The sequence below is a fragment of the Arthrospira sp. PCC 9901 genome (genome assembly GCF_059013425.1).
Genome location: NZ_CP102296.1, coordinates 3,214,823 through 3,230,280 on the forward strand (window position 1 = coordinate 3,214,823; position 15,458 = coordinate 3,230,280).

Here is a 15,458-nt window from a genome sequence, read left to right on the forward strand (position 1 = left end):
AGACTGAAGGAGCGATTTGTGAGTCCAGAAACTTTAATCAGAGATGACGGTCTAGGAACGGGGGCTGAACAGTTCAGTATCGATCGCTTTAACGCGAATGTTATGAACACTTATGGGCGGTTTCCTATCGCCCTGGAAAAAGGTTCTGGCTGTAAGGTGTGGGATACAGAGGGGAAAGAATATCTGGATTTTGTGGCGGGAATTGCTACCTGTACCCTCGGACACGCGCACCCCAAGTTAATAGAAGCGGTAACCGAGCAAATCCAAAAGCTGCATCATGTCTCGAATCTCTACTATATCCCGGAACAGGGAGAGTTGGCAGCTTGGTTAACTGAGCATTCCGCAGCCGACCGGGTTTTTTTCTGTAACTCTGGCGCAGAAGCCAACGAGGGGGCGATTAAACTGGCGCGTAAATATGCCCACGATCGCCTTAATATTGAAGATCCGGTAATTATTACCGCCCACGCTAGTTTTCATGGTCGCACTCTGGCTACAATTACGGCGACTGGACAACCCAAATATCAAAAGGGATTTAGTCCCCTGGTTCCAGGTTTTGTCTATACTCCCTATAATGACCTTCCGGCTTTGGAAAATGCGATCGCAGAAGTTGACCAAAACGGTCGCCGGGTGGCGGCTATCCTTTTAGAAGCCCTACAGGGTGAAGGGGGAGTGCGTCCGGGAGATGTGGCCTACTTCCAAAAAATTCGCCAGATTTGCGATGAAAAGGGAATTTTGCTGATTCTCGATGAGGTACAGGTGGGAATGGGTCGCACTGGTCGCTGGTGGGGATATGAAAATCTGGGTATAGAACCGGATATTTTTACTTCCGCTAAGGGACTCGGTGGGGGTATTCCTATCGGTGCGCTGATGTGTAAGTCTTTCTGTGATGTGTTTGAACCGGGAAACCATGCGAGTACCTTTGGTGGTAATCCGTTCGCCTGTGGTGTGGCTTTGGCGGTGTGTCAAACTCTGGAAAGGGAAAATATCCTTAGCAATGTACAACAGCGGGGAGAACAGCTCAGAAACAGCCTACAGGCGATCGCTTCTGAGTATCCTGATTTAATTGCTGAGGTTCGCGGTTGGGGTTTAATTAATGGGATGGAATTAAAACCAGATGTGGAATTGACTTCTATTGATCTGGTTAATGCGGCGATCGCACAAGGGGTTTTATTAGTGCCAGCAGGTCCGAAAGTTGTGCGATTTGTACCTCCTTTAATTGTGACGGAGGCGGAAGTTAATCAAGCCTGTGAGGCGGTAGCTCGCGCCTTACACAATCGATAATGGGGAAGATAATGTAGGGGGGTTGGGCTGTTAATTACCTCTGCTAACCAGAAGATTAATCAACCAGCCTCCTCTTCAATTAATAATTAATAATTAATAATTAATAATTAGGGAGCGATCAGGTTAATATAGCTGCCCTCCGGGAAAGGGAGGATAGGTTTAGGGGCATGATTTATGGATAATATTAAACTGGGGAAATATCTGTTTTTAGAAGAGTTTTGTACTTGTACAAAAACCTATGCTAAATATAGCGATCGCATTAATCCTTACCCACAACAGCCAGAAAGTATCGAGGCGATCAAGGACTTAAATAAAGCAATTATCGACCCAATTATTGATGAATTTGGGCGCGATCGCTTTCAGTTAACCTATGGATTTTGTTCTAAGGACCTGAAAAGATACCTAGAAAAAAAAGATGATCACACCGGAATCAAAAACGGTAGGGTTGCCCCTAACCTAGACCAACATCTAGCCCATGAACTTAACCAAAAAGGCAAATATTACTGTTCTCGATTAGGGGCTTCCTGTGATTTTATGATCAGAAATCTGGAAAGTAACCAACTGGTTGATTGGGTTATAGATCATCATTTACCCTTCGACTCTTTATATTTTTATGGATGCGATCGCCCCATTCATATTAGTTATGGTCCCCAACATAAGCGGGATATTTGGGGATTTACCGCCTCAGGAAAACCCACTAAAAGAGGAATCGAGACTTGGCTAACAAAAATCATCCCGCCGCCGTCAACAGGGAAGTAAATTAATGTGCTTGAGGGCTTACATAACGCAACCTATCAAAAATAGAGGGTCGCTTGAGGGTAGTGACAATTTCTTCTAGGGGTAGGACACGAAACTTAGAATGGAGTGCATTCACCTGATACACCGTATTAGTATCAAGTTCCAGGGCTGTTAGCCAACCACTCTTAGCATGATAAACCCCTGTATCTATACCCAACCAACCTTGTCCTTGGACAATATTTCCTGGTTCCACCCCATCAAAAGTAAAAGTGATCGTGTGACCGATAATAATCTGTTTTTTGTCAAAATAGGGTTTTGGGATAGAATGGAACTCTTTACGAATCCAGCAAAAATCGGAAGCAGTTTGCTGTTCAATGGATCGCCTAGGGTTAACTCCGGCATGAACCAGCCAAGTATCTCCGAGGTCGAGAAATAGGGGTAGCGATCGCATCCAATGCAGATGGTCGCGAGGGATAATTTCCGCCTCTTGATAGGAGGCCACAGTAGTTTGACCACCACTATAAAGCCAAGCCTGCCAAGCCTGTTGATTTCTACCTACTTCCGGGAGGGCTTCCAACATGAGTTGTTCATGGTTACCCATTAAGCACTTATAGGGGCTATTTTTGACAAATTCAACCACCTGAGCGCTTTTCGGGCCGCGATCGATGAGATCTCCAAGAAAGTAGATCTCATCATCACTATTGGGAGCCACCTTGTCAAGAAGGGCCATCATTCCTTTATAGTGGCCGTGTATATCACCAATAACAATCCGCCGCTTAGACATTTTCTTTCTTTATGTCTCAATGAATTGCCCTGAGTGAAAGGTGGCTTATCTACTCAAAGCATTGATAAAACTTTGCAGTTCGGACAGAAAACCTTTTTTCTTAGCAGGTGGTAGGTTGGGTGTAACAGATGACGGGTCATCTCCCTGGGAGGCACGAGCCAAGATTTGTTCTAGCTGATCACCCACAGGTTTAGTTGATTGTTCGGTAATTTTTTGGTATTCCCCTTCAATTTCTAGCCAAACTTCCCAAGTTCCTGGATAGCAGCGAAATAAAGCCGCGCCATCGAGAGGCTTGAGATAGTAGCAAGACTCAATAGTATTTAGGAAGCGTTCCCGCAGTTGGCGAGCCGCGTATCCTATGCCTATGATAGCAACATCTTCTAAACGGGGATTAAGAAGAACCACCGAGCGATCGCCTGCCAATTTATGCAGATTTTCGACTTGGTTAACTTCTACAGGAGATGGAGACACGACCAAAAACTGCCCATCATCGGGTTGTAGGCGAGTTTCTACGGGGGAACGACTGGTTCCTATATCGGTGACTCGGAAAGGAGTTTCTCCCCAATCTCGACGAGCCAAAGCTGCCGACCCTGCATCGGGAAAAAAGACTTTAAGCAGGGTGTCGGGTTTTTCGAGGGCGGGGATAAACTGGGAGGCGATCGACTGAGCTTGAAGTTCAATTTCTGGGAATACCAGTTCAACTTGAATCAATTTGTAGCCATCATCGAGAGCAGCAGTTGCCGCTTGTTTGGCTTGTTCGATCGCTTCAGATAGGGTAGTTGGGAGTTGTGTCATCTCAAAATTCTGTAGGTCGAACCCTTGAATGATACCCACACGGGTTAAAGCGCGGAAATAAATACCGCCTTAGACTCATTCTACCAAAGAATCCGGGACTATGAGGACTATTTTTTCCTAAACTGGCTATCTTGAATGGAGGAACCAATACCTTGAATAATACCACGGCCAATCAAGCCTATACCGCGACCTAGCACCTGAGTTAATAGATAAACTGCTGTGCTACCAATGAAGGATATAGCTGTTCTCACCCTAGGGGCGATCGCATCGCGACCTTCTAAGACCAATGTCACCGCCAACTGAATGCCGGAAAGTTGTTCTAGTTCTTGGCGACGGGAGGCATAAATTGTCAGTTTTTCAATCCCGCGATCGCCTAAAATGAATAATGTATAGCTACTTTCAAAAATAGCCTGGGGTTCACTCATATAGCGCCTCACGCGATATCGCCAGGACAAGTTATTCCTAAATTTTTCAATTTCCCTAGTTGACAGTAGCCGCCGATCATAGAATGTTTGTTTAACTTCCTCCAGATCCGCAAAATGATTAAGTAAAGGCTGCATTACCCCATTAGCGACTTGAATCACCCAATGTTGCAATAAGGCTTCGGCGCGTCGTGTGGCTTCCCAACTACCTAGGGCATAAACTTGATTATCAATGGTTAGGGGTTCTCCGAATAACAAATGAGCGAGTAAATCCCTAATCATAGGAATATGATTAAGAATTTCTTTTTCCACTAGGGGAGCATCCCTCAATAATACTGGTACTACTTCCACTTGTGCATCTCTTACCTTGAGGGAATAATACTTACCAAAAAAATCGGCGATCGCTTCTGTCCACAAATCTATAATCAGGCTATAGCTTTTGCTATCTAGCTGTTCTGGCTGTATCTCCGACAGCCTTAATTCATTGATTAAATCCTCAGATTTACGCAAGATTGTATAAATCAGCTCTTGTTTTTTAGTTAGTTTAAGGATATCTATTTCTAAGGGGATACCAGTATAATTAACCAAACCTGATTGCAGTTTAGCCACAGTCACATCAAATAATAGCGACTGTACATCCACCGTAGAAGTCTCAGTAGCTAATACTAAACTCGAATCGTTTGTGGTTGCTAATTGACCAGGGTTGGGGGGTTGATTAGTTCCTGGGGATGATGGTTGATTAGTAGGTTCTGACGGTGAGGGAGGATTATTAACTGGGGGTGGTAATGGTGGTATTAACTGACTCACCAGCCACCTGGCGGCGCGTAACTCCCGATAGCGACCCCTAGTAATCAGCAAGTTTAGCATCATAACCTTATCACCCCTAGGGATAGATTCAGCCTGCTGGAGTTCTTTGGTTAATTCTTGTAGGGCTTGTTCAATGGACCTTAGCCCCGGTTTAACTAAACCATAGCGAAATTTTTGCCAACTGGTGAGGGCGCGCTGTGGGTTTCCCTGGGAAGATAGCGCCGCCCCAGAAATAGGACTGACCCAATAGCGTTCTCCGGCTGCTACTTGTCGCAGTGCGATCAAAAGTTCTTCTAATCCCACTCCCTTGGGACAATAACCCTGGACTCCTAAATCCCGGAGAGAGATTAGTAAGTTAGGATCTGATTCCGAGGTAAATAGCAACAGGGGTATATTTTGATAAGAGGCTTGGATTTGCTGACAAAATGCGATCGCTGAACGTTGCTGATTCAAAGTACCCTGATTTTTTTGGGCAGTTAAATCTTTAATCCTCAACTCCAAAATCGCCACTTTCACAGTATCAGGAATCACCCCAGAGGTAGGCGCGACTGGTGGCTTTACCCAATTCTCTAGCACTGCTAAAGCCTCTCTCAGAGTGACCGCTTCTGCAATCACTTCCAGGTCAGAAAATGGCTCACAAATTGATTTGACTCCCATTCTAAATATGGGGTCATCATCAATCAGCAGCAGTTGAATAATCGATTGGCTCATATCCAGTCCGAGCAAAATAATAAAAGTATTTTTGTCGTTGGTTTCAGGGACTTATACCTGACCTGATGGCATCAGTACCCAAGCACAACCACAAAACGAACCATTTTTTTGAGCCTCAACCTACAACCAGAAATAACCTGGGGAATCTTCTCAAAACGTGATTTGTGTTACTCCAAGAAAAAATTAGAATCGGGAGCGCTGTAATCTCCAGAACTAGCGGGCGCTGGGGCTGGCTCATAGGCGGGGGCGGGGGCTGGCTCATAGGCGGGGGCGGGGGCTGGCTCATAGGCGGGGGCGGGGGCTGGCTCATAGGCGCGCGCTGGGGCTACATAATCAGAATAACCTGACGAGTAGGAATCCCAATTATTAGAGGAACTTGGCTCGTTTGAACTCCAGTTATCAGAATAACTTGGCTCGTTTGAACTCCAGTTATCAGAATAACTTGACTCGTAGGACCTAGAGTTATCATAAGACTGACGAGCCGGAGCGCGGTAAGATTCCTCTGCTGCTCGTTGACTTGCCCAAATAGCGTTGCGTTCTGCTGACCATCGAGCGATCGCATTTCGAGCCTCAAAATATAAAGCGCGACCAGAACCAATCTTAGAGGCTTCGTTAATAGCTGCTGTCAGCCTACCCCGACTTGCTAATGAGTAGGCGCTATCCAAAATTGGCTGATCTTCCGCCGTTTGAATGGTTGTCACCCATGCAGCAATTTTCTCCTGAGCGTCGTTATATAGGGCGCGACCTTGGTCAATTTCTGAAGCCTTTTTCACCGCCTCACTCAATTTATTATCTTGAGCCAGGGCTAATGCTTCGCTAAAAATGGGTTGATCTTCAATAATCTGAATCCGTTTTGTCCACTCGGCAATTAGAGTTTGGGCTTCAATGCGTAAAGGTCGCCCAAGTGCCACATTTTCAGCATAGGCTACCGCTGTCCTAAAACCATCGACGGTTTCGGTTCTGGCTGCTTCTCTCGCTATGAGGATATAGGGTCTATCCTGTATCCGTTGTACTTCATTGCGCCAATGTGCTACTAAGGTTTGAGCCTGAAGGCGACGGGGACGCTCTGGGGCAATCATCTGGGCTTGATCTATCGCCAATTGTAAAGCCCAGGGATGGTTGACTTTAGCTATGGTACTGGCTAATTGTATGCCTACTAAATCCTGAATTTTGGCGGAGGCATCATCCACCATGGCCTTAGTTTCTTGATACAGAAGGCGATCGCTTGGTATTCTTTCTAGAGCCGCTTGACCCTCAATTAACGTGGCTATTTGTAGCAAAGGCTGTCCTAGGGATTGGTTAGAAATCACCTGTTGCAGCTCAGTTAGTAAGATAATATCCTTCGCTTCCCTGTGGACCGGAGAATACGAGGGAACCATTCTGGCGATTTTAATCCCCTGAGCAAAATCTTGTTTCTCAGTCGCGGATACCGCCAACTCTAAGAGTTTCTGACTCCAGGAGGTAATTTCTTTTTTGGCTAACGAAACTATAAACAGTTGCTCATCAACCTTGTTAGCCAGTTCTATCGCTTCAACTAAACTCTCGGGAGTAGAACGCTTGGCTATGTTGGCAGCTTCTTTTAGGCGCTGTTCTCCTTGCCTTTCTAAGCTAAGGCGATCGAGTAGTTCATTAAATCGCTTAGTGTTCCAGTGTACATTATTGAGCTTACCCACAGCTTGAATATAGCGGAAAGCCTGATTCCAGTCCTGGGATTTCATCGCGTTTTCCGCTTGTCTGGCTAAATTTAAACCCTCATCCCAATAATTCTGCCAACTTGCCATGGCTCGCTGTACTTCCTCATAGGCGGGGCTATCAGCCGGAACCACCGCCACCAAATCTAAGGCTCCTTGCAAGTCTCCCGCTTCTAGTCTTTGATTGGCGAAGAATATCAGCCTCTGAGACCATTCTCGCATCATCTGTCTTCCCTGGTTTTGCAGGGGGTGGTCTTCTGGCCAACCGTTAACTAGGGCAAATGCTGCTTGAATATCCTCTAGTTTACCGGATTTTGTACTTTGGTCTGCACAATGTAGGCGATCGCCTGCTGCCGAAATTGCTGAGATTTCTTCACAATTAGGAGGGGGTGGCGTAGTCAGTAGCCATAATAATGCACCCGTTGCCGTCGTTCCGAAACCTAATAGGACCACTAACCACAGCAGTTGCCATCCCCAAAAACCCTTAGGGACACCCGGCCTTTTGCCTCGCTTTTTCGGGTAAACTATAGGTTGACTTGTTTCTGCAATCATTCCCGCATCACTAGAGACAACCACATCACTGGATGCACTTGCTTCTAATGCAGGTTGGCTAGAGTGTTCAAATTGGGGAGTTGCCATAACTTCATCTTCCTTTGGTGCTAATGGTTCAGCCTAACCATGGTGGGTGGGTTCCTTTAGTTGTCCCCTGGTTCTGCCCAAGGTTACTTAAAAACACCATTCTAGGGCAACTTGATGTTAACAGATCAATTCCCTTTGAGCATCATTGTTAAGTTTCCCTGGAAACTTCCCAGCTAATGGCACTGTATGTTAACCTTAATACTCAGGCAATTTTGACCAACCGCAACTATACCGATTCCTTTGTCAAGCAATGATAAAATTAAGCTAACACGCTAATTGTAGCTTGGCCCAAGTTAAACTTAATGACCATTAGAATCACACTAGACTCCCACTGCATCAATCATCTGGATATCTCACCTGTTGACAAGGTTATTGAGCAACTGATTCAGGAATCAAAGCTCAGAAGTGCCGAACCCGAAATCAGCTTTGAGATTGACTATCCCCTAGATGACCAAGACCCCCGCGAGTTGTCTGAGGTGCCAGAGGTTCGACTGTGGTTTATTTGTCTTGATAGCCAATATCCCTGGCTACCTTATGCTTTAGACTGGCGATCGGGAGAGTTGGCTCGTTATGTCGCTATGCTAGTTCCCCACCAGTTTCACGGTCCGCAAGGCATACAATACAATCCAGAAGCTCTGGAGATTTTCCTGATGCAGAAAATTTTTGTGATTACCCGTTGGCTTCAGGAGATGGGATTACCAAGTCGCTCCCGGCTTCAGTCTATGGCTCAAATGTTAGGTTACGATCTCGATGAGGGTTTATTTGATGTGATCGAACAGCGATCCTAAAACACTTTCGATTAACAAGTTAAACTATAGCTATCGGTTCTAGTCAGGGAAGGTCTTAGCCTATACCCTTAAACTAGCTGACTTTAACCAGACTGATTATTCTCAGTCAATTATACACCATTTAAGGAAAAACAGCGCCATGGGATTATTTGACCGTATCAGCCGAGTTGTAAGGGCCAACTTGAATGACTTGGTGAATAAGGCAGAAGACCCGGAAAAGATCCTTGAACAAGCTATTATTGAAATGCAAGAGGACCTGATCCAGTTGCGCCAAGCCGTCGCTCAGACCATCGCCCAGCAAAAACGTTCCCAACAACAGTATAATCAAGCCCAGTCCCAAGCTAACCAATGGCAGTCTCGCGCGCAACTAGCTCTACAAAAGGGTGATGAAAACTTAGCGAGGGAGGCCCTCCAGCGCAAAAAGGGCTATGTCGAAACCGCTAATACCCTGGAAATGAGTCTCAAGCAGCAAACTGAACAGGTCGAAGCTCTCAAGCGGAACTTGGTTAGCTTAGAGAGTAAAATTTCCGAAGCCAAGACTAAGAAAAATATGCTCAAGGCTAGAGCTCAGGCGGCTAAGGCTAATGAACAGCTCAATAATCTCCTTGGTGGTATTAATACCAGTAGTGCTACCTCGGCTTTTGAACGCATGGAGGAAAAAGTCATGATTATGGAAGCGAAGTCTACTGCGGCGGCTGAGTTGACTGGTGGTGGCTTGGAAGAACGATTCGGCGCCCTGGAAGCGGGAAGTGATGTTGATGATGAGTTGGCGACTATGAAGGCTCAACTGGGCGCTCCTGCTAATCAGCCTCAATTATCACCTTCTGCGCCTACTGATAGTTCGACTTCTAATCCGGAGATTGACAGCGAACTTGAAGAGTTGCGTAGAGAACTTAATAAATAAGTTGCTGTCTCGGAGGCTTGAGTCTGGGGTCGGGAAACCGGGAAGTAGTAGGGTGTAGGGTTTTTTGGGGCGTGGGGTGTAGCGCCCTGCTTTGGGCAACTGTTCCCTGCTCCCTAAATCTTCCCCAGGTCTGAGTGTGGATAATTCTTTGACTTTGGGGACTAAATCAGCAATAATCTTGTTGAATCCGAATCAAGCACCTACTGATGTTGTTTGGGGTTATAACCATTGGTAAGCATAAATTAACTTCTCATTCTACGATCTCGATGAGGGTTTATTTGATGTGATTGAACAGCGATCCTAAAACACTTTCGATTAACAAGTTAAACTATAGCTATCGGTTCTAGTCAGGGAAGGTCTTAGCCTATACCCTTAAACTAGCTGACTTTAACCAGACTGATTATTCTAAGTCAATTATACACCATTTAAGGAAAAACAGCGTCATGGGATTATTTGACCGTATCGGCCGAGTTGTAAGGGCCAACTTGAATGACTTGGTGAATAAGGCAGAAGACCCGGAAAAGATACTTGAACAAGCTGTTATTGAAATGCAAGAGGATCTGATCCAGTTGCGCCAAGCCGTCGCTCAGACCATCGCCCAGCAAAAACGTTCTCAACAACAGTATAATCAAGCCCAGTCCCAAGCTAACCAATGGCAGTCTCGCGCGCAACTAGCTCTACAAAAGGGCGATGAAAACTTGGCGCGGGAGGCCCTCCAGCGCAAAAAGGGCTATCTCGAAACCGCTAATACCCTGGAAATGAGTCTCAGGCAGCAAACTGAACAGGTAGAGACTCTCAAGCGGAACTTGGTTAGCTTAGAGAGTAAAATTTCCGAAGCCAAGACTAAGAAAAATATGCTCAAGGCTAGAGCTCATCAGGCGGCTAAGGCTAATGAACAGCTCAATAATGTCCTTGGTGGTATTAATACCAGTAGTGCTACCTCCGTTTTTGAACCCATGGAGGAAAAAGTCATGATTATGGAAGCGAAGTCTACTAATGTCCTTGGTGGTCTTAATACCAGTAGTGCTACCTCCGCTTTTGAACGCATGGAGGAAAAAGTCATGATTATGGAAGCGAAGTCTACTGCGGCGGCTGAGTTGACTGGTGGTGGCTTGGAAGAACGATTCGGCGCCCTGGAAGCGGGAAGTGATGTTGATGATGAGTTGGCGACTATGAAGGCTCAACTGGGCGCTCCTGCTAATCAGCCTCAATTATCACCTTCTGCGCCTACTGATAGTTCGACTTCTAATCCGGAGATTGACAGCGAACTTGAAGAGTTGCGTAGAGAACTTAATAAATAAGTTGCTGTCTCGGAGGCTTGAGTCTGGGGTCGGGAAACCGGGAAGTAATAGGGTGTAGGGTTTTTGATCGCGTGGGGTTTAACCCCCTGCTTTGGGCAACTGTTCCCTGCTCCCTAAATCTTCCCCAGGTCTGAGTGTGGATAATTCTTTGACTTTGGGGACTAAATCAGCAATAATCTGTGTAAATCCAGATCAAGCACCTACTTATGTTGTTTGGGGTTATAACCATTGGTAAGCATAAATTAACTTCTCATTCTTTGAACTTATGATGCTCAAAGTTCGATTTTTAACCATCAGTGCATTTGCGGCTGGTTTTGGTCTATGTTCTATTGTATTTGCTCTATTTACGGTGGTTTCCGAGTTGAGTTTGGCTGCGGCTATTAGAACCATTTTAACTTCTTTGTTTTTTGGAATCAATATGGTTTTTATGCTGCACTATTATACATCAATATATAAGGAGCAAAAATTAATTTCTCGACTGCGTGCCGAAGTTAAAAACATGAACTATATTAATTATAATTAATCTGAGTTTTTGCGAAATAATAGGAGTTGATAAAATGCTAGATTTTCTGAATAATATTATCGGCAGAAATCCCGGTAAATTCAAGGCTAAGGTTGAGGTGTACAGTTGGCAAACCTGTCCTTACTGTATCCGCGCCAAACTGCTGCTGTGGTGGAAAGGGGTTGAATATACTGATTATCAAATAGATGGCGATAATAATGCTAGAGAAGCCATGGCACAACGGGCTAACGGTCGGCGCACGGTTCCCCAAATTTTTATCAATAATCAGCATATCGGCGGCTGCGACGACCTCTATCAGTTAGACAGTGAAGGGAAATTAGAACCGTTATTAATTCCGCCACTATCTTAACATTTGGGCTGGGATTGTACATCTAAAATTAATGGTTGGAGAAGTTAAATTATGTCTTTTGTAGGACTGCATATTCACAGTGACTACAGCCTCCTTGATGGTGCTTCTCAACTCCCACAGTTGGTCAGTCGCGCTGTGGAATTAGGAATGCCAGCGATCGCTCTTACGGATCATGGGGTGATGTATGGGGCGATCGAACTTATTAAAATCTGCCGCAGTAAGGGTATTAAACCTATTATTGGCAATGAAATGTATGTCCTCAATGCTGATGTCACAGTTCAACAGCGAGGAATTAAAAAATATCATCAAGTCGTCTTGGCTAAAAATACCCAAGGCTATAAAAACTTGGTGAAATTAACTACTATTTCTCACTTAAAAGGTTTTCAAGGAAAGGGAATTTTTGCTCGTCCTTGTATTAATAAGGAACTATTAGAAGAGTATCACGAAGGCTTAATTGTTACCAGTGCTTGTTTGGGTGGTGAGGTTCCCCAAGCTATTCTTCAGAGGCGCATGGATATCGCACGCCAAACTGTTGAGTGGTATAAAAGGGTGTTTGGGGATGATTACTATTTAGAAATTCAAGATCATGGTTCCCCAGAAGACCGCATTGTTAATGTGGCTTTGGTGCAACTGGCGAGGGAATTTGAAGTCAAAATTGTAGCGACTAATGATTCACACTTTATTTCCTGTAATGATGTGGAAGCACATGATGCCTTATTATGTATTAATACACAAAAGTTAATTACTGAGGATAACCGATTACGTTATAGTGGCACAGAGTACCTAAAATCGGCGGAAGAGATGATGCAACTGTTTCGAGATCATCTCCCAGATGAGGTGATTAAAGAAGCGATCGCTAATACCTTAGAAGTGGCGGAAAAAGTGGAACCCTATACCGGAATTTTAGGGGAACCTCGTATTCCTGATTATCCGATACCTCCGAATCATACGGCTGATACTTATTTAGAAGAAATCGCCTGGGAAGGCTTGAAAAAACGATTAAATGCTCAAGGGCGATCGGAAATTAAGCCCGTCTATCGAGAAAGGCTCGAATATGAATTAAAAATGATGCAAAAAATGGGTTTTGCTACCTATTTTTTAGTAGTTTGGGATTACATAAAACACGCTAGAGATAATCATATCCCTGTCGGTCCTGGTAGGGGTTCGGCGGCGGGTTCCTTGGTCGCTTACGCCTTACAAATTACTAATATTGATCCGGTTCATCACGGGTTACTATTTGAGCGTTTTCTGAACCCAGAACGAAAATCTATGCCGGATATTGATACAGATTTCTGCATAGACCGCCGTGATGAAATGATTAAATATGTTACCTCCAAATATGGGGAAGAGAAAGTTGCTCAAATTATCACCTTTAACCGCATGACTTCTAAGGCGGTACTCAAAGATGTTGCTAGGGTGTTAGGAATACCCTATAGCAAATCGGATCAAATGGCAAAAATGATTCCGGTATCTCGTGGTAAACCGACTAAATTAAAGGTGATGATTTCTGACCAAAGTCCATCCCCGGAATTTAAACAAGCATACGATAATGACTTTGTACCCATTAAAAATGATGCTGGTGAGGAAGTGGGAACTATTGCTGTGCGCCAGTGGGTTGACATGGCAATTCGTATTGAAGGGACTAACAAAACCTTTGGAGTTCACGCAGCGGGGGTGGTGATTTCTAAACAGCCTTTAGATGAAATTGTCCCTCTTCAAAGGAATAATGATGGGTCGGTCATTACTCAATATTTTATGGAAGATATAGAAGCCCTGGGTCTGTTGAAAATGGACTTTTTGGGCTTAAAAAACTTGACGATTATTCAAAGAACTTTAAACTATATTTCCCAAAATCATCACATAGATATTGACCCCTATAATTTAGCCGCTGAGGAACGTAAAGCCATGGATATTCTGGCTAAAGGTTCGGTGAAAAAAATGCCGGAGGATGTGGCGAAAACCTATAAGATTTTGGAACGAGGAGATTTGGAAGGTTTATTTCAACTAGAATCTTCGGGAATGCGTCAGATTGTGAAGGACTTAAAGCCTTCCAGTATTGAGGATATTTCTTCTATTTTGGCATTGTATAGACCCGGACCTTTAGATGCTGGTTTAATTCCTCAGTTTATTAATCGTAAGCATAAACGAGAACCAATTCGCTATGAACATAAACTTTTGGAACCTATTTTGAATGAGACCTATGGAATTTTGGTCTATCAAGAACAAATTATGAAAATGGCTCAAGATTTGGCGGGGTATTCTTTGGGTCAGGCGGACTTGCTGCGACGTGCTATGGGGAAAAAGAAAGCATCGGAAATGCAGAAGCATCGGGAAACTTTTATTGATGGTGCGACGCGCAATGGAGTCCCCCAAAATATCGCAGAACATCTGTTCGACCAAATGGTTAAGTTCGCTGAATATTGTTTTAACAAATCCCATTCTACCGCCTACGGTTACATTACTTATCAGACGGCTTACTTAAAGGCTAATTATCCGACAGAGTATATGGCGGCTTTGCTGACGGAGAATAGTGGCAATACTGACAAGGTTAGGGCTTATATTGAATCCTGTAAGCATTTGGGTATTGATGTAGTTCCACCTGATATTAATCGCTCTAATGTGGATTTTACGCCTATAGAAAATAGGATTGTATTTGGGTTGTCGGCGATTAAAAATGTGGGAGATGGCGCGATTGAACATTTGCTATCTGTACGAGAGGAAGGGGGACCTTTTCGCAGTTTGGCGGATTTGTGCGATCGCATTAATCTACAAATGGTTAATAGTCGCGCTTTGGAATCTTTAATTAAATCGGGTGCTTTTGATAGTCTCCATGCTAACCGCAAGCAATCAATTGAATATTTGAATATAGTTATTCCTTGGGCACAAGATAGGGCGAAAAATCGGGAAATTGGTCAAACGAATTTGTTTGATTTGGTCAATTATGCAACTACTGAGAGTAATTCACCTTCGGGAGAACCTGCTTTTCCTAAAGGTGATGATTATGCGCCTAAAGATAAGTTGCAATTTGAGAAGGAATTACTAGGCTTTTATGTTTCGGATCACCCTCTCAAGTCTTTGTTAGACTCAGGGATACTCCCGGATAATGTGACTTTGGATAAACTGCCAGAACAAAAGTCAAAAGCTGCTGTTAAGGTGGCGGTGATTTTAATTAATATTAAGCCCCATTTGACTAAAAAAGGCGATCGCATGGCGTTTCTACTACTAGAAGATTTGACGGGACAAATTGATGCTGTGGTGTTTCCTAGTAGTTATGAGGCGGTACAACAGGAGTTAAAAGAAAATGCGGTTGTTGTGGTTGAGGGTAAGGTGGAAAAACGGGATGATCAGACTCAAATTATTGTGGACGCGATCAAGTCTGCTGATGACTTAATTAAACCGAATAATCAGCCAGGTTCCCCCTCGCAACTTCCGCCTAATTTGGCGGCTTCTTCAGTTATTCAACTCTGTTTAACTCCTGAAGAAATTTGCCAATTGGAAAGGTTACAAATTCTGAAAGGCATTTTAGAAGAATATCGAGGTAATCAAGAGTTGGGAAGGGTTCCTATTCAAGCCATTGTTGATGGTCAAGTTTCGCCTAAACCATTGGTACGCTTTGGCTCTCAATTCTGGGTGGAAAATCAAGAGGCGATCGTACAACAGTTAAAAACTTCTGGTTTTACCGTTGATGTACTATCAATTAATAATGAATAACCCGCCCGGCAATT

Annotated in this window: 12 protein-coding genes; 8 read left to right on the forward strand and 4 right to left on the reverse strand. The window is 44.2% G+C overall.

The genetic code is table 11. The features are described from left to right. Positions 1-18 precede the first annotated feature (18 nt). Both NLZ44_RS13940 and NLZ44_RS13945 read left to right on the forward strand, forming a co-directional pair. Positions 19-1,281, forward strand: coding sequence for an aspartate aminotransferase family protein (locus NLZ44_RS13940; protein WP_008049301.1), 1,263 nt, complete (start codon positions 19-21; stop codon positions 1,279-1,281). A gap of 174 nt (positions 1,282-1,455) precedes the next feature. Further along, positions 1,456-2,040 carry a hypothetical protein gene (locus NLZ44_RS13945; protein WP_493750173.1) on the forward strand — a complete coding sequence of 195 codons (585 nt, stop codon included), beginning with the start codon at positions 1,456-1,458 and terminating at the stop codon, positions 2,038-2,040. 1 nt (position 2,041) lies between these two features. On the opposite strand, the gene NLZ44_RS13950 is transcribed toward NLZ44_RS13945, so the two are convergent. The 4 genes from NLZ44_RS13950 to NLZ44_RS13965 all read right to left on the reverse strand — a co-directional run bounded on the left by NLZ44_RS13950 (position 2,042) and on the right by NLZ44_RS13965 (position 7,868). After that, on the reverse strand, positions 2,042-2,803 hold the full coding sequence (locus NLZ44_RS13950; protein ID WP_493750174.1) for a metallophosphoesterase family protein: 762 nt from the start codon (positions 2,801-2,803) through the stop codon (positions 2,042-2,044). A 45-nt stretch (positions 2,804-2,848) separates the two neighbouring features. Next, positions 2,849-3,598, reverse strand: coding sequence for a DUF1995 family protein (locus NLZ44_RS13955; RefSeq protein WP_315639906.1), 750 nt, complete (start codon positions 3,596-3,598; stop codon positions 2,849-2,851). A 107-nt stretch (positions 3,599-3,705) separates the two neighbouring features. After that, positions 3,706-5,538, reverse strand: a complete 1,833-nt coding sequence (locus NLZ44_RS13960) for a DUF3685 domain-containing protein (RefSeq protein WP_493750175.1) — start codon at positions 5,536-5,538, stop codon at positions 3,706-3,708. 167 nt (positions 5,539-5,705) lie between these two features. Further along, on the reverse strand, positions 5,706-7,868 hold the full coding sequence (locus tag NLZ44_RS13965; RefSeq protein WP_493750176.1) for a hypothetical protein: 2,163 nt from the start codon (positions 7,866-7,868) through the stop codon (positions 5,706-5,708). 302 nt (positions 7,869-8,170) lie between these two features. On the opposite strand from NLZ44_RS13965, the gene NLZ44_RS13970 reads away from it, so the two are divergent. The 6 genes from NLZ44_RS13970 (at position 8,171) to NLZ44_RS13995 (ending at position 15,444) form a co-directional block, all read left to right on the forward strand. Beyond that, positions 8,171-8,656, forward strand: a complete 486-nt coding sequence (locus NLZ44_RS13970; protein ID WP_315639908.1) for a CRR6 family NdhI maturation factor — start codon at positions 8,171-8,173, stop codon at positions 8,654-8,656. A 139-nt stretch (positions 8,657-8,795) separates the two neighbouring features. Next, entirely contained in the window at positions 8,796-9,560 is a 765-nt protein-coding gene (locus NLZ44_RS13975; protein ID WP_493750177.1) for a PspA/IM30 family protein, read from the forward strand. Between the two features lie 443 nt (positions 9,561-10,003). Further along, the gene (locus NLZ44_RS13980) at positions 10,004-10,861 is read left to right on the forward strand and encodes a PspA/IM30 family protein (RefSeq protein ID WP_493750178.1); all 858 of its coding nucleotides are present in this window, start codon (positions 10,004-10,006) and stop codon (positions 10,859-10,861) included. Between the two features lie 265 nt (positions 10,862-11,126). After that, positions 11,127-11,384 carry a hypothetical protein gene (locus NLZ44_RS13985; RefSeq protein ID WP_006668042.1) on the forward strand — a complete coding sequence of 86 codons (258 nt, stop codon included), beginning with the start codon at positions 11,127-11,129 and terminating at the stop codon, positions 11,382-11,384. Between the two features lie 34 nt (positions 11,385-11,418). Next, positions 11,419-11,733, forward strand: a complete 315-nt coding sequence (gene grxC, locus NLZ44_RS13990; protein WP_006620781.1) for a glutaredoxin 3 — start codon at positions 11,419-11,421, stop codon at positions 11,731-11,733. Positions 11,734-11,784: 51 nt separating this feature from the next. After that, positions 11,785-15,444 carry a DNA polymerase III subunit alpha gene (locus NLZ44_RS13995; protein ID WP_493750179.1) on the forward strand — a complete coding sequence of 1,220 codons (3,660 nt, stop codon included), beginning with the start codon at positions 11,785-11,787 and terminating at the stop codon, positions 15,442-15,444. Positions 15,445-15,458: the final 14 nt, after the last annotated feature.